The organism is Aurantiacibacter sp. KMU-128 (assembly GCF_056933515.1).
On record NZ_JBXORT010000001.1, the window covers coordinates 974878 to 994799 of the forward strand.

The 19922-nt window shown below is 62.2% G+C and carries 19 protein-coding genes; 13 read left to right on the plus strand and 6 right to left on the minus strand.

Features of this window, described 5'->3' with window-relative positions; genetic code table 11:
• The first annotated feature begins 10 nt into the window (after window positions 1-10).
• The 3 genes from ACS0VV_RS04975 to ACS0VV_RS04985 all read left to right on the plus strand — a co-directional run bounded on the left by ACS0VV_RS04975 (window position 11) and on the right by ACS0VV_RS04985 (window position 2020).
• Complete coding sequence (locus ACS0VV_RS04975; protein ID WP_483531623.1) at window positions 11-286, plus strand: hypothetical protein; 276 nt, start codon at window positions 11-13, stop codon at window positions 284-286.
• Window positions 283-1461, plus strand: coding sequence for an RsmB/NOP family class I SAM-dependent RNA methyltransferase (locus ACS0VV_RS04980; protein ID WP_483531624.1), 1179 nt, complete (start codon window positions 283-285; stop codon window positions 1459-1461). Before ACS0VV_RS04975 ends, ACS0VV_RS04980 begins: the two co-directional genes overlap by 4 nt.
• Before the next feature lie 61 nt (window positions 1462-1522).
• Window positions 1523-2020, plus strand: a complete 498-nt coding sequence (locus ACS0VV_RS04985) for a tetratricopeptide repeat protein (RefSeq protein ID WP_483531625.1) — start codon at window positions 1523-1525, stop codon at window positions 2018-2020.
• 38 nt (window positions 2021-2058) lie between these two features.
• On the opposite strand, the gene ACS0VV_RS04990 is transcribed toward ACS0VV_RS04985, so the two are convergent.
• On the minus strand, window positions 2059-2541 hold the full coding sequence (locus tag ACS0VV_RS04990; RefSeq protein ID WP_483531626.1) for an RNA pyrophosphohydrolase: 483 nt from the start codon (window positions 2539-2541) through the stop codon (window positions 2059-2061).
• A 155-nt stretch (window positions 2542-2696) separates the two neighbouring features.
• On the opposite strand from ACS0VV_RS04990, the gene ACS0VV_RS04995 reads away from it, so the two are divergent.
• From ACS0VV_RS04995 to ACS0VV_RS05005, 3 genes are all read left to right on the plus strand, one after another.
• Window positions 2697-4628 (plus strand): 2-oxoacid:acceptor oxidoreductase subunit alpha, encoded by a 1932-nt coding sequence (locus tag ACS0VV_RS04995; RefSeq protein ID WP_483531627.1) that lies wholly within the window; start codon window positions 2697-2699, stop codon window positions 4626-4628.
• Window position 4629: 1 nt separating this feature from the next.
• Window positions 4630-5646, plus strand: a complete 1017-nt coding sequence (locus ACS0VV_RS05000; protein WP_483531628.1) for a 2-oxoacid:ferredoxin oxidoreductase subunit beta — start codon at window positions 4630-4632, stop codon at window positions 5644-5646.
• A 187-nt stretch (window positions 5647-5833) separates the two neighbouring features.
• Window positions 5834-7117: an exopolysaccharide biosynthesis polyprenyl glycosylphosphotransferase gene (locus ACS0VV_RS05005; RefSeq protein WP_483531629.1), complete on the plus strand. Its 1284-nt coding sequence runs from the start codon at window positions 5834-5836 to the stop codon at window positions 7115-7117.
• Between the two features lie 13 nt (window positions 7118-7130).
• Here ACS0VV_RS05005 and ACS0VV_RS05010 read toward each other — a convergent pair whose 3' ends face one another.
• The 3 genes from ACS0VV_RS05010 to ACS0VV_RS05020 are packed head-to-tail and all read right to left on the minus strand — an operon-like array spanning window position 7131 to window position 9833.
• Window positions 7131-8375 (minus strand): glycosyltransferase family 4 protein, encoded by a 1245-nt coding sequence (locus ACS0VV_RS05010; RefSeq protein WP_483531630.1) that lies wholly within the window; start codon window positions 8373-8375, stop codon window positions 7131-7133.
• The gene (locus tag ACS0VV_RS05015) at window positions 8365-9300 is read right to left on the minus strand and encodes a glycosyltransferase family 2 protein (protein ID WP_483531631.1); all 936 of its coding nucleotides are present in this window, start codon (window positions 9298-9300) and stop codon (window positions 8365-8367) included. The genes ACS0VV_RS05010 and ACS0VV_RS05015 overlap by 11 nt, the downstream gene beginning before the upstream one ends.
• A complete protein-coding gene (locus tag ACS0VV_RS05020; RefSeq protein ID WP_483531632.1) occupies window positions 9297-9833 on the minus strand; it encodes an LbetaH domain-containing protein in 537 nt (178 codons plus the stop codon). The genes ACS0VV_RS05015 and ACS0VV_RS05020 overlap by 4 nt, the downstream gene beginning before the upstream one ends.
• A gap of 167 nt (window positions 9834-10000) precedes the next feature.
• On the opposite strand from ACS0VV_RS05020, the gene ACS0VV_RS05025 reads away from it, so the two are divergent.
• The 7 genes from ACS0VV_RS05025 (at window position 10001) to wecC (ending at window position 18713) form a co-directional block, all read left to right on the plus strand.
• Window positions 10001-10915 carry a metal-dependent hydrolase gene (locus ACS0VV_RS05025; protein WP_483531633.1) on the plus strand — a complete coding sequence of 305 codons (915 nt, stop codon included), beginning with the start codon at window positions 10001-10003 and terminating at the stop codon, window positions 10913-10915.
• 128 nt (window positions 10916-11043) lie between these two features.
• Window positions 11044-12441: a cryptochrome/photolyase family protein gene (locus ACS0VV_RS05030; RefSeq protein ID WP_483531634.1), complete on the plus strand. Its 1398-nt coding sequence runs from the start codon at window positions 11044-11046 to the stop codon at window positions 12439-12441.
• Window positions 12442-12484: 43 nt separating this feature from the next.
• On the plus strand, window positions 12485-13720 hold the full coding sequence (locus tag ACS0VV_RS05035; RefSeq protein WP_483531635.1) for a class I SAM-dependent methyltransferase: 1236 nt from the start codon (window positions 12485-12487) through the stop codon (window positions 13718-13720).
• A 135-nt stretch (window positions 13721-13855) separates the two neighbouring features.
• Window positions 13856-14956 carry a serine hydrolase domain-containing protein gene (locus tag ACS0VV_RS05040; protein ID WP_483531636.1) on the plus strand — a complete coding sequence of 367 codons (1101 nt, stop codon included), beginning with the start codon at window positions 13856-13858 and terminating at the stop codon, window positions 14954-14956.
• 12 nt (window positions 14957-14968) lie between these two features.
• Window positions 14969-16213, plus strand: coding sequence for a serine hydrolase domain-containing protein (locus tag ACS0VV_RS05045; RefSeq protein ID WP_483531637.1), 1245 nt, complete (start codon window positions 14969-14971; stop codon window positions 16211-16213).
• Between the two features lie 101 nt (window positions 16214-16314).
• Complete coding sequence (wecB, locus tag ACS0VV_RS05050; RefSeq protein ID WP_483531638.1) at window positions 16315-17448, plus strand: non-hydrolyzing UDP-N-acetylglucosamine 2-epimerase; 1134 nt, start codon at window positions 16315-16317, stop codon at window positions 17446-17448.
• Window positions 17445-18713: a UDP-N-acetyl-D-mannosamine dehydrogenase gene (wecC, locus tag ACS0VV_RS05055; RefSeq protein ID WP_483531639.1), complete on the plus strand. Its 1269-nt coding sequence runs from the start codon at window positions 17445-17447 to the stop codon at window positions 18711-18713. The genes wecB and wecC overlap by 4 nt, the downstream gene beginning before the upstream one ends.
• Before the next feature lie 15 nt (window positions 18714-18728).
• Here wecC and ACS0VV_RS05060 read toward each other — a convergent pair whose 3' ends face one another.
• Together ACS0VV_RS05060 and ACS0VV_RS05065 are read right to left on the minus strand one after the other, a co-directional pair.
• The gene (locus tag ACS0VV_RS05060) at window positions 18729-19142 is read right to left on the minus strand and encodes a hypothetical protein (protein WP_483531640.1); all 414 of its coding nucleotides are present in this window, start codon (window positions 19140-19142) and stop codon (window positions 18729-18731) included.
• A gap of 105 nt (window positions 19143-19247) precedes the next feature.
• Window positions 19248-19832, minus strand: a complete 585-nt coding sequence (locus ACS0VV_RS05065; RefSeq protein ID WP_483531641.1) for a hypothetical protein — start codon at window positions 19830-19832, stop codon at window positions 19248-19250.
• Between the last annotated feature and the right edge of the window lie 90 nt (window positions 19833-19922).

Sequence of the window (19922 nt, forward strand, 5' to 3'; positions counted from 1 at the left end):
ACAAGCCAGTATGGAAGCGATGATTCTCTATCTGCTGGTTCATGTTAATTGGGACACGCAGGATCCCGATGCTTCGATGGAAATGTCGGTGCGAATGTTCTCGAGCGAAGAGGCCTGTCAGGCTGCCGGAAATGCGTTGGACCAAGAGCGAGCCATTGATGACCGGCGGTTGATTGACGAATTGCCAGAAGGGCGACGGATGGTTTCGCAATATCGTTCAGCATGGCGCTGTGTAGAGCAGCCACTTGTCCTTGATCCTTCCGACCCTTTGGTTGACCGCTGGTGACCCCCGCCGCTCGCGTTCAGGCGGCGATTGAAGTGCTCGATGGTGTGATCGCGGCGGCACGGCATCAGGGGCCACCCGCAGACCGGCTGATTGCGCAATGGTTCAAGGATCACCGCTTCGCCGGTTCAAAGGACAAACGCGCCATTCGCGAACTCGTTTATGACGCCATCCGCGCTTGCGGGCCGGTGCCGTCCAGCGGGCGCGCGGCTTTGCTGGGGCTGGCGGAGGAGCAGGACGGGCTCAAAGCGCTGTTCGACGGCTCGCAATATGGCCCTGCCGCAATCACGCCTGACGAGCCGATTGCCGATGGCGGCATCGCGCCCGAATGGCTCGAAGACCGGCTGATTGCTTCAGGCGTGTCGCAGGAAGAGGCGCAAAGCCTGCTTTCCCGCGCGCCGCTCGATACGCGGATCAACAGGCTCAAGGCAGGTGCAGATTTTCGGGACTTCCTGGAGGCTGGTGAGCCGCTGGAAGGCCTCGACGGATGGCGCTTTCCTGCGGGTACGCGGGTGGAGGATTGGCCTTCCTACGCGGACGGCCTGATCGAGATACAGGACGCAGGCAGCCAGATTGCGTGCCTCGCCGTGGGAGCAGCTGCGGGCGATACCGTGATTGATCTGTGCGCCGGAGCGGGCGGCAAGACGCTCGCGCTGGCGGCGGCGATGGGCAATGTGGGCACGCTGATCGCGGCGGATACCGACCGGCGGCGGCTCGGCCAGCTTGAACCGCGTGCCGAGCGGGCTGGCGCAGTGATTGCGCAAACGATCCTGCTCAATCCCGGCCAGGAGGCCGAAGCGCTGGCCGAATGGGCGGGCAAGGCCGATCACGTGCTGATCGACGCGCCCTGTTCGGGCACCGGCACATGGCGGCGCAATCCCGAAGCGCGCTGGCGGCTCACCCCGCGCGAGCTGGAGCGGCTGACCGCAATCCAGTCGCGGCTCCTCGATCTGGGCGCTTCGCTGGTGAAGCCCGGCGGGCATCTGACTTATGTCACCTGTTCGCTGCTTGACGAGGAAGGGAAGGGGCAGTTCGCCGCCTTCCTTGATCGCAGCGCCGGTTGGAGCGCCGCCATGCCCGATCTGCCGCGTGGCACACTGCACGGGCACGGCATCCGCCTCACACCGCACAAGGACGGTACGGACGGATTTTTCATCGCCCGTGCAGAAAAAGCGTGATAGCTCTTTGCCCATGGACGCCGCACCTGCCAACCCATCGTCCCGGCTGAAGGAATTGATTATGCGTTTCGCCCCCGCTGCTGCCGCTCTCTCGCTGCTGTTCGCCGCCACGGCGAGCGTGAGCCATGCGAGCTGGTACGATCCCGATCCGGTGGCGCAGGCGCTGGTGGCCGAAGGGCAGGCTCTGCTTGCTGCGGGCGATACGCAAGGTGCGATTGACCTGTTCGAGACCGCATTGGCGGTCGATCCCGGCTATACCGACATCTATCTGCGCCTCGCCGAAGCGGCGCGGGCCGAGGGGCTGCAAGGCAAGGCCATCGGCTATTACCGCGAAGCGCGCGCGCGCGATCCCGAAAACCTCGCCGCGATTGCGGGCGAGGGCGAAGCGATGGTCGAGAAAGGCGCGCTGCAGGCCGCACAGGGCAATCTCGCCGTGCTGCAATCCATGTGCGGCGAAAGCTGCCCCGAGACCGCGCGCCTCGCCGCCTTTATCGCCGCGGGCCCGCCGGTGCTGCGCGCCGAAGTCGTCGATCCGAGCGAGGGTGTGACGGCGAACTGAGCCGCGTCATTTTCGCGCAAGCGTGGATGACGGTTTGCTCACAAATATTCCGCAAACCCCGCTACAACCCGTTCATATACGTCGCGTTTGAACGGAACGATCAGCTGGGGCAAAAGGGCGGGCGCGACCCATTTCCATTCGCAGAATTCGGGATGCTTGTGCGCCTCCAGATCAATATCGCTATCCGCGCCGGTGAAGCGGGTGAGATACCATGTCTGGCGCTGGCCGACATATTTCCCGCCCCATAGTTTGCCATGCAATTCGGCCGGCAGATCGTAGAACAGCTCGTCCGGCATCCGGTGGACGATTTCGAGATGCGAGCGCGCGACGCCCGTCTCTTCGCCCAGCTCGCGGAACATCGCTTCGTCCAAATCCTCGCCATCATCGACGCCGCCCTGCGGCATCTGCCACCAATCGCCTTCCTTGTTGTCGATCCGCTTGCCGACGAACACTTCGGACTGCGCGTTGATCATCATGGTGCCCACGCAGGGGCGGTAAAGCGAAGGATTGATCGATGTCATGGCGGCGCACCTAATCGGGACTAAGTCCAAAAGCCAGTCACTACGCGGCTGACAGAAAAACTTGATTGTGCCATGGGGCAACAAAACCTAGGTCGCACACGCGATTTTTTGACGAGAGCGCACCGCAGCAGCGGGCGCGGCAGGACACAGAGTATATGGCAACGCAGACGACCGCTCCCCGGTCCGATCTTTCCAAACAGGATGCAATCGTCGTCCGTTTTGCAGGTGACAGCGGCGACGGGATGCAGCTGACCGGCGGGCAGTTCACGCTCTCCACCGCGCTGGCAGGCAATGATCTGGCCACCTTCCCCGATTTCCCCGCCGAAATCCGCGCGCCGCAGGGCACGCTTTTCGGTGTGTCGGCGTTCCAGATCAATTTCGGCAGCCGCGAAGTGAACACGGCGGGCGATGCGCCCGATGTGCTGGTGGCGATGAACCCCGCCGCGCTGAAAGTGAACCTTTCCGCGTTGAAGCCGGGCGGGCTGGTGATCGTCGATACGGGCGAGTTCACCAAGCGCAATCTCGACAAGGCGAAATATGATGTCAGCCCGCTGGAGGATGACACGCTCGCGCCGTTCGACACGCTCAAGCTGGACATCAGCGCGCTGACGATCGAGGCGGTGAAGCCCTTCGGCCTTGGCAACAAGGATGCGCTGCGCTGCAAGAACATGTGGACGCTGGGCCTCGCGCTGTGGATGTTCGACCGCTCGCGTCAGCCGCTGAAGGACTGGCTCAACGCCAAATTTGCGAAGAAGCCCGATATTGCGGCAGCGAATATCGCCGCACTCGATGCGGGGCACGCGTATGGCGAGACGGCGGAGCTCGCTGGCCCGCTACGGCAGGTGCATCTCGATCCTGTGCTCAGCGAGCCGGGTCTCTATCGCACGATTACCGGTGCGGAAGCGGTGTCGCTCGGACTGGTCGCGGGCGCGCGCCTGCTCCGCCTGCCGATGTTCTTCGGCGGCTATCCGATCACGCCTGCCTCGGCGATCCTGCACCATCTGGCGCGTTTGAAAGAGTTCAACGTCACCACCTTCCAGGCCGAGGACGAAATCGCCGCGATCTGCGCCGCCATCGGGGCGAGCTATGCCGGGTCGCTCGGTGTTACCTCCTCCTCGGGCCCCGGCATCGCGCTGAAGGGCGAGGCGATGGGCCTTGCCATTATGACCGAGCTCCCGCTCGTCATCGTCAACAGCCAGCGCGGTGGCCCCTCCACTGGCCTGCCAACCAAGACCGAGCAGAGCGACCTTTACCAGGCCGTCTACGGCCGCAATGGCGACGCACCGATGCCGGTGATCGCTGCCTGCTCGCCTTCGGATGCGTTCGAATGCGCGATTGAAGCGTGCAAGATCGCGGTCGATTACATGACGCCGGTGATGCTGCTGACCGATGGCTATATCGCCAATGCGAGCGAGCCGTGGAAAGTGCCCGATCCCGACGCGTTCGAGCGCGCTCCGGCGCAGTTCCTCGACGCGAAGAATGGCCCCGACGATACGCTGCTGCCTTTCAAGCGCGATGCCAAGGGCGCGCGGCCGTGGATCAAGCCGGGTACGCCGGGGCTGATGCACCGCATCGGCGGGATCGAAAAGCAGGTGGACACCGGCCATATCGACTACGCGCCCGACAACCATCAGGCGATGACCGATGCGCGCAAGAACAAGATCGGCAATATCGCCGTGCCCGACCAGGAGGTCTGCCTTGGCGAGACCTCGGGCAAGCTGGCGGTGGTCGGCTGGGGTTCGACCTATGGCCCGATCCATCAGGCCGTTTCGCGCGCGCGGGCGAAGGGGCTGAGCGTAAGCCATATCCATGTCCGCCATATTTGGCCGCTGCCCGCCAATCTCGGCGAATTGCTCGGCCAGTTCGACCATGTGCTGATGCCCGAAATGAACACCGGCCAGTTCAAGACCGTGATCCGCGACCAGTTCCTGATCGACGCGACCCCGCTCACCAAAACGAGCGGCCAGCCGTTCAGCATCGCCGAAATGGAAGCGGCGATTGCGAGATATTTCGATGGCGTGGCGGGTAATGAAGGCGGTCAGGTGCCGGTGAATGACGACCAGCTGCCAAGTCCGGTGGGTGAGTGACATGAATGAAATGACCAAAATCGAAACCACCCTCAAGGACTGGGAAACCGACCAAGAGGTGCGCTGGTGCCCGGGTTGCGGGGACTATGCGATCCTGAAGGCGGTGCAGCGCACGCTGCCGCAGCTGGGCGCTGATCCGTCCAACACCTGCTTTATCAGCGGTATCGGCTGCTCCAGCCGCTTCCCTTATTACATCGAGAGCTATGGCTTCCACACCATCCACGGCCGCGCACCGGCGGTGGCGACGGGGGTGAAGCTGGCCAATCCCGATCTCGATGTGTGGCTGGTGACCGGCGACGGGGACGGGCTCTCCATCGGCGGCAACCACATGATGCACGTGCTGCGCCGCAATGTGAATATGCAGATCATGCTGTTCAATAACGAGATTTACGGGCTGACGAAGGGCCAGTACTCGCCCACCAGCCGCATCGGGACGAGCAGCCCGTCAACGCCCGCAGGCTCGGTTGATACGCCGGCCAATCCGTGCGCCTTCGCGCTCGGTTCGGGTGCCCGCTTTGTCGCGCGCGGTTTCGATGTCTCGAAAAACCTGCCCGACGTGCTGAAAGCCGCGCACGCGCATCAGGGCGCGGCCTTTATCGAGATTTTCCAGAACTGCATCGTCTACAACAAAGACGTCTTCAACGATTTCGCCGCGCCCAAGGGAGCGGATGATCGCCAGCTCTGGCTCGAAAACGGCGAACCGATGCTGTTTGCAGGCGGTGCCAAGGGTCTTGCGCTCGATATGGAGACGCTCGATCTGAAGGTCGTCGATGTGGTCGATGGCGATTGGGAGGCCGCAGGCGTGCTGCGCCACAACGTCACCAACCGCACCATCGCGCATATGCTGGTCGAGCTGACTTTCGGCCCGTTCCCCATGCCGCTGGGCGTGATCTACGACGATCCCGCTCCGGTGTTCGAACAGGCGGTGACAGCCGAGAATAAGCGTTTGAGCGAGGGCAAGGAGCCCAATCTCGCCGCATTGCTCGCCAAGGGCCAGACCTGGACGGTGGAAGCCTAATCAGCCTCAGCCGAGGCTAGGCATCGACAGACTGTTACAACTTGGCACGTCCCCGCCCTTGCGAATTTCGCAAGCGAGGCGTATTACGCATTTGTTCGCATCTGCACAATTCGCGTCATATTCGCGGTTTAGAGGCATTTTCGAACGCGGGGGAAATAGCAAACGTGGAATACGCAGCCCAATGCTGATGGCAGCACCAAATGAGCTGATCCAGGACGACCGGAGCCTTTATCGCTCCTTCGCTCTGCAAGCGCTCGCGTGCCTCGCGCTGGGCACGATTCTGCCTCCTGTCCTCTATTTTGGCGCCGATCTGGCGCTGTTTACGCCCGGGGCGGTGCAGAATTCGGTGTTTGGCACGGGTATCGCCGCGACGCTCGGCATCATGTTGGCGCGGCGGGTGAATATCTATCCCGGCGTGAAACAGTTCGGTTCGGTCATTCCGGCCTTCATCACCAGCTTCGGCCTTGTCGCCATGGGCATTCTGATGCTGCGGATCGCCTATTCGATCCCCGTTTTCGGCGTGAATTTTGCGATTTCACTCTCGTCCTACTTGGTGATCATGATTCTGGCGACGAAGTCCGACCAGAACATATTCTACACCGTGCCGGGCGGGCGTATCACGCGGCTGAAAAGCGTCGGCCTGCAAACGCGGCGGCTGGCAGAGCCCATTCTGCCCAAGCATCGCGGCGCTATTCTGGTGGCCGACCTGCACTGCAATCATAAGCCCGAATGGGAACGGCTGCTCGCCAACGCGGCGTTGCAGGGCGTGCCGGTGTTCCATTTCAAGCAGGTCTACGAAGCCGCGACGGGCAAGGTGCAGGTCGAGCACCTGTCCGAAAACAGCTTTGGCTCGCTGCTGCCGAGTATGTCCTTCATGCGCTTGAAGCGGATGGCGGATATCGCGCTCACGTTGCTGCTGCTGCCTATCGTGATCTTGCCACTGTGCTTTGTGGCGATACTGATTACGCTCGACTCGCGCGGCGGCGTCTTCTTTCGCCAGCAGCGCATCGGCTATCGCGGGGAGCCGTTCTACGTTCTCAAATTCCGCACGATGCGGCGTGAGGAAGATCTGGGCGATGCGGAAGCGCGGCGGCTAAAGGCGATGACCGGCGAGAACGATCCGCGCATCACCAAGCTCGGCCGTTTTCTGCGCAAGACGCGGATCGATGAATTGCCGCAAATGTGGAACATTCTGCTTGGCCAGATGAGCTGGATCGGCCCGCGTCCCGAAGCGCTGGAACTGTCACGCTGGTACCAGCAGGAAATCCCGTTCTACGATTACCGCCACATCGTGCGTCCCGGCATCACCGGCTGGGCGCAGGTCAACCAGGGCCATGTGACCGGGCTGTCCGATGTCGATAACAAGCTGCAATACGACTTCTATTACATCAAGAATTTCTCGTACTGGCTCGATTTCCTGATCCTGTTCCGCACTGCGATGGTGGTGCTCACAGGCTTCGGCGCCAAGTAGAAACACGCACCGATCAGCGCGCGAACTGCGCGGCGAAGGCATCCCATTTTGCGAACACAGCGCGGCGGTTGAAGCCGCATTCCACCAGCGCGCGGGCGTTGCCGCCATCGCTGAGGCGGCGCGCAGGATCGTCGGCATAGGCGAAGAGCAGCTGCGCCAAAGTTTCGGATTCGCCCACGCCCACCACCGCGCCGCTTTGTGATTGCGGCACAATGTCACCCAGCTCGCCTGCCGTATCGCCGATAAAGATCACTGGCCGCCCGCTCGCCGCCGCACCGTAGAACTTGCTCGGCACGATCAGCCCTTCGAGCGAGGGGAGCAGGCTCACCCAATGCACATCGGGCACGGTCAGCGACAATGGCAACTTGTCGCGCGGCTGATAGGGCTTGAGCGTGAAGTTGTTGAGGTGCCGCACCGCAATCTCGCGCTCCAGCCGCTCGTGCAGAAAGCCGCCGCCGATGACGAGGAACTTGATATCGCTGCGCCGCTCTTCCTGCGCCAGCTCCGCCGCGCCGAGGATCGTCTCGATCTCGTGCGCACGGCCAAGATTGCCCGAATAGCCGACCACCAGATCATCGGGCGCAAAGCCCCAATCCTTGCGCAGCGGATTGTCCGCCGCCGCGATGGGGCGGATGCTCTCATCGTCGGTCATGTTGGGGATGACAGTGATGCGATTCTCCGTAACGCCCGCCTTGCGCAGCAGATCGGCCATGCGCTCGCCAATGGCCACGTTCATGTCCGCCTTGCGCAGCGAACGGTCGCGCAGGGTGCGGGTGATGCGGGTGACAAGGCTGTCGCTCTGCACCACGCCGAACGCCTCGGCGACTTCGGGGTATAGGTCTTGCAGCCAGTTGGCGCGCTTGGCACGCTTCATCCGTGCGGCGATGCCGATGGGCCAGGAGAGCACCGGCGGATCGGTCTTCGCCACCACCACGCTGCCGCTCCTCGCTACCGCCAAGGTCTTGAAAAAAGCGCTGACATAGAAGCCGAGATAGTCGGCAATCCGCCCCGCAATCGATCCGCGCCCGAAGCTGGGCGTCGCCACGCGGTGCAGCGTCACGCCGCGATGCGTCTCGCGGGCAGGGTAGGGGCCTTCGTCGCTTTCATAGGACAGGCGGCTGGCGATTACCTGCACATCATGCCCCTGCTCGGCGAGGTGGAAAGCGACGTCGGACAATATCTGCGAGGTCGCGCTGCGATCCGGCCAGACATAGCGGTTGACGAAAATGATGGAGGCTTTGCCTGCTTTATCCGGCACGCTTGTCTCCGCCTGGGAGGGCAGGTTTCGGCGCGACCACGATACCGGTCACCTGCTCGATAGCGCTTTCCAGCGAAAGCCCGTGCTTTGCCTGCGCCTCGCGGATTTCGGCGACGCGGATGTCGGTATAGAGCCGGTACCAGAAGCCTTGCAGCACGTGGAACTGGAAGCCGCGCAGCCCGTCGAGGAAGCCCAGCGCGAAGACATAGCGCAGGATGAAGAACATCAGCGCCCGCAGGCCGATGGGCAGTTTGGCGTAGAGATTGTCCTTGATCCAGCGTTTGGCTTTGGCCTGTCCGGTCATCGAGCCGTGCTGGCTGGTGGCTTGCTGTTCGCGCGCGCTCATCAGCAGGTCCACCGCCTCGCGGTCGGCATAGCCGAGGTGTTTTTCGGTCCACCAGCGCAGATCATTAAGGTTGTCGTCGACCATATTGACCGCAAGCTGCTCGACCGGCCCGTCGACGACGATATGCTCGTCCATCCAGCGCGCCTCGCAGGTGCCGCGACCGGCGCGGAAGAGGCGCAGCTGCCAGGTTTGGGCAAGGCCAAAGCGGATGCGCTTGCCGCGGAAGGTCATCGTGCGGCGCAGGGCAATGCCGGTCGTCTCCGGCTTTGCCGCCACCAGCGCGGCAAAGCGCGCATACCAGTCGGGATCGAGGATTTCGTCCGCGTCGAGCCGGAGAATCCAGTCCGAATTCTCGCCAGCAAGTGCCAGCCCGTGATTGAACTGCGTGGCGTAATTCTTCCACGGATTGAATTCGAAACGCGCGCCGAATTCCCGTGCAATCGCCTTGGTCGCATCGGTCGAGCCGCTGTCGACGATCACGATTTCGTGGCAATGCGGCTCGATACATTCGAGCGCACGGCGAAGGTGCTGCTCCTCATTCTTGGTGAGGATGACGGCGGTGACGGTGGGTTTGCTCATGCGTCGGCCTGCCGGATCACTTTCCCGTCGCTCGCACCCAGCTCGCTTTCGCCCACTTCGCGCGCCGGATTGCCGACCACGACCTTGCCCGCCGCCACATCCTTCATCGCCACCGCGCCCGCGCCGACCACCGCGCCGCGACCCACGGTTACGCCGGGGCCGACCATCGCCTTGGCCGCGACCCAGGCACAGTCTTCGAGCACAATCGGCGCGCCGATCAGCGTGAAGGCATCGTCGATCTCGTGGCTCGGCGTGCAGAGATAGGCGTGCTGGCTCACAATCGCGCGCCTGCCGAGCGTGACGTGGCAGGCATTGTAGCATTCACTGTGCGGGCCAAGGCAGCTTTTCTCTGCCATGGTTAGGTTCCACGGTGCCCAGATGCGCGCCGACGGGTAGGGATGCGCGCCGCTCGCAATCTTCGCACCGAATGCGCGCAGCAAGAAGCGCCGCCAGCCATGCAGCGGCGTCGGGCTGGGGCGGTAGAGCACCAGCCAGACCGCCTGCCAGACAAGCCGCTTCAGCTTGTGCGCCAAGGATGGCGGAGGAACGGGAACGGGCTTCATACGGAAATTCTGGTGACCCCCACACTGCGGGGCCGAGCCTTATGCTGCATCGCACACGAAATCAACGCGGGGCTTGGGCAGCGTGCTTGCAATTGGCGGCAAAACGCGGTGAGACGAGGGCGAAAGGCAGGCAGGGCTTGGACAATCTTACACATTCGCTGGTTGGCGCACTGATCGGGCAGACGGGCCTCAAGAAGAAGACCGGGCTCGCCATGCCCGCGCTGATTATCGGCGCGAACCTGCCCGATGTCGATGCGGCGTGCTTCTTCTGGTTGGAGGGGACGGAGCATCTGGGTTTCCGCCGCGGCATCACTCACGGCCCGCCCGCTCTGGTGCTGTTGCCGCTGATACTGGCGGGGCTGTTATGGGGCTGGGACCGCTGGCAGGCCTCTCGTGGCAAACGGCCCGAGGGGCGGGTGCCGGTGCATTTCGGCTGGCTTTACGGCTTGGCGCTACTCGGCTGCCTGACCCACCCCGCGCTCGACTGGATGAATGTCTACGGCATCCGCCTGCTGGAGCCGTTTTCCTCGCAATGGTTCTACGGCGACGTGCTGTTCATTATTGACGTGTGGCTCTGGGCGCTGATGGGGCTGGGCCTGTTGTGGTCGCTGCGGCAGGAGAAGCGCGGGGGTGATTGGCGGAAGTCGGCGCGGGTCGTGCTCGCCGGGGTGCTGGCTTATATCGGGGTGCAGAGTTACATCACATGGTCAGAGGAGAATTGGGAACCTTATGACATGATCGAGGCTGACGTCATAATTGCGAGTCCACCTCCGATTGCCTCACCACTTAGAGATATTGTCCAATGGAATGAGGATGGCTGGGCAGCTATAGGTTCTGATGTGATAGGGGACATGCTTCTTTCGGAATGCGACCTTGACGCGGCACGTGCCGCCAGCAGCCAGATTGATGCATTTCTCTTCTGGAGCCGAACGCCGGTGTTGGATCGGCAGGAGGACGGAACGATAATTCTCGGCGATGCGCGATTCTACGATCCGCGTGCACGCGGCAACTTCAGCATCGAAATTCCTGCGGATTTTTGTGTGGAACCCTAAGGCTAGGCACCACGTTAAGCCCCAAAACCCGATTGCCCTGAGCTTGTCGAAGGGCTGCCCTTTACTTTTCGCGTTTGTCCAGAAGGAAAAGCAGTCCTTCGACAGGCTCAGGACAGTCGGAGAGAGAATTGTCCGCACCACAAATAGTCTGGCTCAGGCGTGACCTGCGCCTCACCGACCAACCGGCCTTTACCGCCGCCGCGCAGGCTGGGCCGGTTATTCCGGTCTATATTCTCGATGACGCAACACCCGGCGATCACGCGATGGGCGGGGCGAGCCGGTGGTGGTTGCACCACGCGCTGGAGGCGCTCCAGAACGATCTTGCGCGGCATCACTCAAAGCTGATCCTGCGGCGCGGCAAGGTCACCGATGTGCTGCCCCAACTGGTCGAGGAAACCGGCGCGGAATGCGTTCACGCCATCCGCCATTACGAGCCGTGGTGGCGCAAGGCGCAAGGGGCGCTGAAGGACGCCATCCCGCTCGAACTGCATGACGGCAATTACCTGCTCCCGCCGGGCGCGGTGACAACCGGATCGGGCGATCCCTACAAGATCTACACCCCGTTCAGGAAAGCGACCTTCGCCGCCATCGACGGTTTCGATATCCTGCCTGAACCGAGCCTCTCCTCGCCCGAAAGCTGGCCCGCCAGCGACAGTCTGGAAGACCTCGACCTGCTCCCCGCCAAGCCCGATTGGGCGGGCGGAATGCGCACCTTCTGGGGTGAGCAGCACGGCACCGCCGCCGCGATGGCGGCGTTCGAGGCCTATCTCGACAAAGTCAGCGACTATGACGACAAGCGCAATCTGCCCAGCATCCACGGCACCAGCCGGATGTCCCCGCACCTGCATTTCGGCGAAGTGTCCCCGCGAATGCTGTGGGAAGCGATGAGTCGCTACACATCCGAAGGCGCGAACACCTTCCGCTCCGAACTGGTGTGGCGCGACTATGCGCAGAACGTCATTTGCCAATTCCCCGACTACGGCTTGGAACCCTACCGCGAAGGCTATGGCGAGGATTTCTGGCGCAACCCCAAGCGCTCCGAAGATATTCAGGCCGATCTGGAGAAATGGCAGCGCGGGCAGACAGGCTACCCCATTGTGGATGCCGGAATGCGCGAGCTTTGGGCGACCGGCTGGATGCACAACCGCGTGCGGATGATTGCCGCGAGCTTCCTCATCAAGCATCTGCTCATCAACTGGACGCATGGCGAGCGGTGGTTCTGGGATACGCTGTGCGATGCCGATTACGCCTCCAACGCGACCAATTGGCAATGGGTGAGCGGCACGGGGGTGGACAGCAATATGTTCGTGCGCATCATGGCTCCGCTCAGCCAGAGCGAGAAATTCGATGCGGGGAATTACATCCGCCAATGGGTGCCCGAGCTGGCCGATCTCGACGATCCCTATGTCCATGATCCCGACGAATTCGGGCGGCGGCCACACAATTATCCGCGCAAGATGATCGGCCACAAGGCGGCGCGCGAACGGGCGCTGGCGGCCTATCATGCGATGAAGGACAAAGGCTGAGCCCGCCTTGCAGGCATGACGTCACGGCGGCATAAGGCGCGCCATGGATGCGGGGCATATGAGAGGTGGCAAACTGCTCGATAGCGGGCAGCGTTACGGCGGCACGCCGGGTCTGCTGGCGCGCCTGTTTGCGCCCGCTGTCGGCAAGCTGCTCGACCGGATGGATGCAGGCCTTGCGCGGGGCACGCTGCACGGCACCTTGCCCGATGGCTCGCGCCGCAAGCTTGGCGGACGCGCCAAGGGTTTTGAAGTTGCGGTTACGTTGCACGACTGGCGCGGATTGCTCCGCGTCGCGACGGGAGGCTCGGTCGGGCTATATCAGGCATGGGAAGCGGGCGAGTGGTCGAGCGATGATCCAGTGAGCCTGTTCGCGCTGTTTGTCGATAATGCGGACAGCCTGGGCGATCTGGCGCGCGCCAAGGGGCCGTGGCGCTGGGCGGCAAAGGCGCTGCACAAACTCAACCGCAATACGAAGGCGCAGGCCGAAAAGAACATCCACGCGCATTACGATCTCGGCAATGATTTCTACGCCGCGTGGCTCGATCCGACGATGAGCTATTCGAGCGGTTATCATGTGGGCGAGGGCGCGCTGGAGACCTCGCAGCATCGCAAATGGGAACGGTTGGCGCAGCGTGTGGGCGAACCCGCCAGCGTGCTCGAAATCGGCTGCGGCTGGGGCGCGCTGTCCTCCTATTTCGCCAGCAAGGGTGCGCGGGTGGATGCGATCAGCCTCTCGGACGAGCAGCTGGCCTGGGCGCGAGAGCATCACCCCGGCGTGCAATTCCTCAAACAGGATTACCGCGATACGTCAGGCCAGTTCGATGCCATTGTCAGCGTCGAAATGGTCGAGGCTTTGGGCCGCGAATATTGGCCGACTTTCATGGATTGCGTCGCGCGAAATCTGAAGCCCGGTGGACGCGCGGCGATCCAGTTCATCGCCATGCGCGACGAGCTGTTCGACGCCTACGTCAAATCCGCCGATTTCATCCAAGCCTACATTTTCCCGGGCGGCCTCCTCATCAGAACCAGCGAGTTCCGCGCGCTGGCGGAGCAACGCGGGCTCGCTTGGCGCGATCAGGAAGATTTTGGCCTCGATTATGCCGAAACACTGCTCGCCTGGCGCAAGGCCTTCGACGCGGCGGAAGGCGAGGGCAGGCTGCCCGAAGGCTTCGACACACGCTTCTGCGATCTCTGGCGCTTTTACCTGATGTATTGCGAAGGCGGCTTTCGCGGCGGCGCGATTACGGTTAGCCAGGTGACGCTTGTTAAAGCGGACTGAGCACAGGAGATCAGCAACATGAAGAGAATAGGTTTACCCTTCGCCGTGAGCCTGCTCACGCTGACTGCCTGTGCTCACCAAAGCGGCGAAGACTTGGTTGCGGACACGGCATCGGTGCCAGCGCCCACTTCACAGATGGCATTGCCGGAAGACAATAATGTGCTCTTCTGGTCGCAAGAAACGCGGGCCACGGCTTTCCGCGCGTTAGACCAAATTCCGCAGCTTGCGCAGGCACGCCTTATCGAGGCTCGCGGCGAGACGCGGGAACTTCCCCAAGGCGAACCACTCGATCTTGGCGGTTTCGACCTTGATGCGTTCATGCAGTCACAAAACAGCGCGGCAATCGTCGTGCTTCATGACGGCGAGATTGTGCTCGAACGGTATGGCCTCGGCTTTTCGGCCGAGGGCCGCTGGACGAGTTTTTCCGTGGCGAAGAGCCTCGCGTCAACATTGGTCGGCGCGGCGATCGAAGACGGCTATATCGGCAGTCTTGATGATCCGGTGACGCAATATATCGAGGACCTGCAAGGTTCGGCCTATGACGGGGTCACCATTCGTCAATTGCTTACGATGAGCAGCGGTGTGCGTTGGGACGAGAACTATTCCGATCCCAATTCTGACGTGGCGCGCTTCAACAACCATGTCGCGGAAGATGGGCTGGACACCACTGTCAGCTATCTGCGCCATCTGCCGCGCGCCAACGAACCGGGGACAAATTGGCGTTACAGCACCGGTGAGACCAACCTGGTGGGTGTGCTGGTAACCGAGGCGACGGGCATTCCATTGGCCGAATATCTCTCGCAGAAAATCTGGACGCCCTTCGGCATGGAAAGCGATGCCACCTGGCTCCTTGGTGCGACCGGGCAGGAAATCGCAGGCTGCTGTATTCAGGCGACGACGCGTGACATGGCGCGGTTTGGTCTCTTCACGCTGACCGACGGCACCATCGATGGCGAGCGGATCGTGCCAAACGGCTGGTTCGCCGAGGCGACGCAGCCTACATTTCGTCTGGGTGATTTTGGCAACGGCTATGGTTATCAATGGTGGACCGAACCTCAGGGCGCTTATCAGGCATCGGGAATTTTCGGGCAGGGGATTTTCATCGATCCTGCGCGTAACCTTGTGATTGCGACGAATGCAAACTGGGCCGATGCGGTAGGTAGCGGCGGTGAAGGCGGAGAACGTTACCGTTTCTATCAGGCGGTACAGGCTGCTATCGACGCCCAAGGTGAATAAGGGAGAGCGCGGGTGAAAAAGTGGCTAATCGGCGTCGGAGCGATTGTGCTGGCGGGCTGCGGCGCGGCCTATGTCTCGATGAGCGACGAACAGCGCGCCGTGCTCGCCAATATGCCGACCGACCGCAACGTGCTGTTCTGGGATGTCGAGACGCGCGATGCGGCTTTCCGCGCATTGGACGCCTTTCCCGCGCTTGCGGAAGCGCGGGTGATCGAGGCGGGCGAGGCGACTTACCCGCTGCCCGATGGCGAGCCGCTTGATCTGGGCGATTTTGACCTTGATGCCTTTATGGAAAGCCAGAATGCTTCCGCCATCGTGGTGGTGCATGATGGTGAAGTCGTGCTCGAACGCTACGGCCTCGGTTTCAGCGCCGATGGCAGATGGACGAGCTTTTCGGTCGCCAAGAGCCTAACTTCCACGCTGGTCGGTGCGGCGATTCAGGACGGCTATATCGACAGTCTGGACGATCCCGTCACCCGCTACATCCCCGATCTCGCCGGCTCGGCCTATGACGGGGTGAGCATCAGGCAGCTGCTCACCATGAGCAGCGGCGTGCGCTGGAACGAGGATTACAGCGATCCCGAAAGCGATATCGCCCGCTTCAACGAACACATCTCTGCCGACCCCGAAGTAGATTCGCTCGTCGACTATATGCGCCAGCTTCCGCGCGAGGCCGAGCCCGGCACGCGCTGGCAGTATAATACGGGCGAAACCAATATGATCGGCGTGCTGGTGCGCAATGCGACGGGCAAGGATCTGGCCGATTATCTCTCAGAGAAGGTCTGGGCGCCCTTCGGTATGGAGCAGGAAGCGACATGGCTTCTCTCCAACACCGGCTCCGAAATTTCCGGCTGCTGCATCCAAGCGAGCACGCGCGACATGGCGCGCTTCGGCCTGTTCGCGATGGGCGGCGGCATGGCGGGCGGAGAGCGTATGGTGCCCGAAGGCTGGTTCGAAGAGGCGGTTGCGCCTGCCTTCCCGACCGGCCGCTTCGGGCGCGGCTATGCCTACCAATGGTGGACCTATCCGGGCGGTGTCTACGCCGCGAGCGGGCTGTTCGGGCAGGGCATCCTGATCGATCCGGAGCGCAATCTGGTGATCGCCACCAATTCCAACTGGCGCAACAGCACCGGTGGCAATGGCGAGGGGATAGAGCGCAACGGCTTCTACACCGCCGTGCAAAACGCCATTGATGCGCGGCGCGGAGTGCAAGGCGTAACCATCGGCGAGGAACCCACCGAGCCCATGCTGCGCTGAGCGATTTAAGTGAACGCGCCGGAAACGATATTTTTACGGCGGCGGGCTAAGGCAACCGCGTGGTTGAACTCAGTCCAAACTCTCTCGCCGGCGCGCATTCTGTGACGCCCGTTCTGCTCGTCATCGGCACGCGGCCCGAGGCGATCAAGATGCTGCCCGTGGTGCGCGCTTTGCGGCAGGTGCCCGAAGTCGATCTCAAGGTCGTTTCGACGGGCCAGCACCGCCAGATGCTCGATCAGGTGTTTGCCGCCTTTGGCGAGAGCGTCGATATCGATCTCGACCTGATGACGCCGGGGCAGACGCTCTCCGACATCACCGCCCGCGTAATGCGCGAAATGGATGCGCTGATTGCTGAGCATAAGCCCGGGCTCGTGATGGTGCATGGCGACACGACCAGCGCGATGGCGGCGGGGCTATCGGCTTTCTACAACCGTGTGCCCGTGGGCCATGTCGAAGCGGGCCTGCGCAGCCACGATATCCAGCGGCCTTGGCCCGAAGAATATAACCGCATCAGCATCGACGCGGTGGCAGACTTGCTCTGGGCACCGACCGAAGCCTCAGCCGAGAACCTGCGCCGCGAACGTCCCGAAGGTGAGGGCAATCACCGCCATATCGAAATCACCGGCAATTCGGGCATCGACGCGCTGCTGCATATTGCCGGAGAGCTGAAGGGCGGCGAGCTCGATTCGCTCCCCGTCCCGCTCGATACCGCGAAAAAGCTGGTGCTCGTCACCGGCCACCGGCGCGAGAGCTTTGGCGACGGGTTCGCGCGCATTTGCGATGCGCTTGCCGCCATTGCCGCACGCGGCGATGCGCAGATTGTCTACCCCGTCCACCTCAATCCGCAGGTGAAGGATGTGGTCGAAGCACGGCTGGGCGACACCTCCGCCATCCACCTTATCCCGCCCGTTGATTACGTGCAGATGGTCGCGTTGATGAAAGCCGCGCATTTCGTGCTCACCGACAGCGGCGGCATTCAGGAAGAAGCGCCCGCGCTCGGCAAGCCGGTGCTGGTGATGCGCGACGTGACCGAGCGGCCCGAAGCGGTCGCCACCGGCGTTGCGCGGCTGGTCGGAACCGATGTCGATACGATCGTGGCGGAGGCGACCCGCCTGCTCGCCGACGAAACCCATTACGCCAGCTGCGCGCGCGCCGTGTTCCCCTATGGCGACGGCACTGCCTCGGCCAAAATTGCTGCCTCGGTCGCAGCCTTTGTGAAAGCAAACGTCCAATGAAAGTCTGCACCGTAGGGCTCGGCTATATCGGCCTGCCGACCGCCGCCATGCTGGCGAGCCGGGGGCACGAGGTGATCGGCCTCGATGTGAACCAGAGCGTTGTCGATGCGGTCAATGCAGGGCAGGCGCATTTCCAGGAGCCGGACTTGCAGATGCTGCTGTCCGCCGCTGTCGATACCAAGCGCCTGCGCGCCACCACCACGCCCGAACCTGCCGAATTCTTCCTGATCGCCGTGCCCACGCCGATGGTGAATGAAGGGCCGGACATGACCTATGTCGAGGCTGCGGCGCGCACCATCGCGCCGGTGCTGGAGAAGGGGAATGTGGTGATCCTCGAATCGACCTCGCCCGTCGGTTCGACCGAACGGCTGGGCGAGATCCTTGCCGAGGAGCGCCCTGATCTCACATTCCCGCGCTACCGCGACGAGGACAGCGTGGCCGATGTGGCGCTGTGCCATTGCCCCGAACGTATCCTTCCCGGCCAGATGCTGCGCGAGCTTGTCAGCAACGACCGCATCATCGGCGGGCTGACGCAGGACTGCGCGAACAAGGCGGCGCGGCTTTACCAGAGCTTCGTGATGGGCACCTGCTACATCACCGACAGCCGCGTGGCCGAGCTCTGCAAGCTTTCCGAAAACGCCTATCGCGACGTCAATATCGCTTTCGCCAACGAGCTGTCGATCATTTGCGACAAGCTGGGCACCGATATCTGGCAAGTGCGCGAGCTGGCGAACCAGCACCCGCGCGTGAACATCCTCATGCCCGGGGCCGGGGTGGGCGGCCACTGCATCGCGGTTGACCCGTGGTTCATCGTCTCCAGCGCGCCCGAAGAGGCCCGCCTCATCCGCACCGCGCGCGTGGTGAATGACGACAAACCGCACCGCGTGGTCGCACAAATCCGCGCGCTGGCGGACAAGTTCAAGGTGCCCACGGTCGCCTGCTACGGCATCACCTACAAGCCCGATGTCGACGATGTGCGCGAAAGCCCCGCGCTCGAAATCGTCGAGGAAGTCGCGGGCATCGAAGGCGCACAAGTGCTGGTGGTGGAGCCGAACCTGTCCGAGCTGCCCGCATCGCTGGCAGGCCGCGAAAATGTGCGGCTGGTCGCATCAGACGAAGCCCGCGAGGCGGCGGATATCGTGACGTTCCTCGTCGGCCACCGCCAGTTCAAGCGGCTGGAAGGCGACAGCTATCTGTCGAAAGCCGTGGTCGATACGACAGGAATGTTCTCGACGCGAAAAGCGAAAGCGATGGAGCGGGATTAGGCGCTATTCGCCTTCCTATCCAGAAAAGCTTGCCAGGGTCAGAATTCGTTCCAGATGCAGGATTATGAATAACAGGATCGCCAGATTGGCGAATGGGATGAAGGCAAGCGACCACAGCAAAGTCTGTAATGCTGAGCCGGTAACGAGGTAGACAAGGCCAATTGACAGAAAGACCGAGATGTACAGGTCTATCCCGATCTGGCGGCCCCAGTAGAGCCCTTTCATCGTACCGATTGTGCGGAACAGATTTTCCCGCCGACTGCACTCGATCGAATAGGCGATAAAACCGATCCATACGGCGCCCAGTGCAAGTCTGATACCTCCAACTACACCGGATGGCTCGAACAAACGGACGTCGTTATGGGTTGCAATGGCAATCGCCACAAAGGCGAGGAATGCGCCCCAAAGAACCATTGATGATGTCTTCAACTCGCCCTCCTTCAGCCCTCGTTCCCGGCGACGGGTCTGGGTCCCGCTTGCCTCTATTGGCATCTCGTTGCGCACTTGTGCGGGAATGACAAGGAGTGGGCGGATTTAGTCCTCGGCGACACGCCCGTTGCCGACGAAGCCGAAATGGGGCAAATCTCTAAGCAAGCTGGCATAATGGATTAGCGTCAGAATTCTTGCAGAACGCTCATAATCTTCTGTCGCGTCTTGCCCTGCTGAAACTTCTGGCGGCTGGAAAGTGACGGTCTCTCCATCTGCGCTGAGCCACTCGCCCTCGGCAAGTCCCGCGTGTCTTTCCAGCGCGCGAAGATAGTCCGCAAAGGTTGTGAAGAGATCCCGCCGTGGAAATCCTTCAAGCAGTCCAATTTCTGCGAGCCTGCGACCACTTTCGGCAAGGCGGCGTGGCCGCTCCTGCGCCGCCACGAACTCCCAATAGGCCGTGCCTAATCCCTCGGCCTCGAAGTCCAGCGTTAAATAATGCTGGAGCGACTCCCAAATGCACCCGAAATTTTCAGCACTCGCGCCCGCGTTTCCGCCGATGGTTACGACGGTTTCCTGAAGCAAATCGTCATAAGTCACCGTCAAACCGGCGCGCTGCAGCCCGCACTCGACCAGTCGCTCGATAACAGGATCAGGATCGAACGCGGGAGGATCGGGCGGCAAATCGAACATTCATCCGATAAATCAGCAATATCGCACTTCGTCATCCCCGCGCAGGCGGGATCCAGCTTGTTTGCCGGCTACTTTGGATTCCCGCCTGCG

Bases quoted from the DNA above. Each gene is read 5' to 3' on its own strand.
- ACS0VV_RS04990 (WP_483531626.1), bottom strand. From the start codon at position 2,541: ATGACATCGATCAATCCTTCGCTTTACCGCCCCTGCGTGGGCACCATG.
- wecC (WP_483531639.1), top strand. From the start codon at position 17,445: ATGAAAGTCTGCACCGTAGGGCTCGGCTATATCGGCCTGCCGACCGCC.
- ACS0VV_RS05065 (WP_483531641.1), bottom strand. From the start codon at position 19,832: ATGTTCGATTTGCCGCCCGATCCTCCCGCGTTCGATCCTGATCCTGTT.
- ACS0VV_RS05015 (WP_483531631.1), bottom strand. From the start codon at position 9,300: ATGAGCAAACCCACCGTCACCGCCGTCATCCTCACCAAGAATGAGGAG.
- ACS0VV_RS04975 (WP_483531623.1), top strand. From the start codon at position 11: ATGGAAGCGATGATTCTCTATCTGCTGGTTCATGTTAATTGGGACACG.
- ACS0VV_RS05035 (WP_483531635.1), top strand. From the start codon at position 12,485: ATGGATGCGGGGCATATGAGAGGTGGCAAACTGCTCGATAGCGGGCAG.
- ACS0VV_RS05005 (WP_483531629.1), top strand. From the start codon at position 5,834: ATGGCAGCACCAAATGAGCTGATCCAGGACGACCGGAGCCTTTATCGC.
- ACS0VV_RS04995 (WP_483531627.1), top strand. From the start codon at position 2,697: ATGGCAACGCAGACGACCGCTCCCCGGTCCGATCTTTCCAAACAGGAT.
- ACS0VV_RS05040 (WP_483531636.1), top strand. From the start codon at position 13,856: ATGGCATTGCCGGAAGACAATAATGTGCTCTTCTGGTCGCAAGAAACG.
- ACS0VV_RS04985 (WP_483531625.1), top strand. From the start codon at position 1,523: ATGCGTTTCGCCCCCGCTGCTGCCGCTCTCTCGCTGCTGTTCGCCGCC.
- ACS0VV_RS05000 (WP_483531628.1), top strand. From the start codon at position 4,630: ATGAATGAAATGACCAAAATCGAAACCACCCTCAAGGACTGGGAAACC.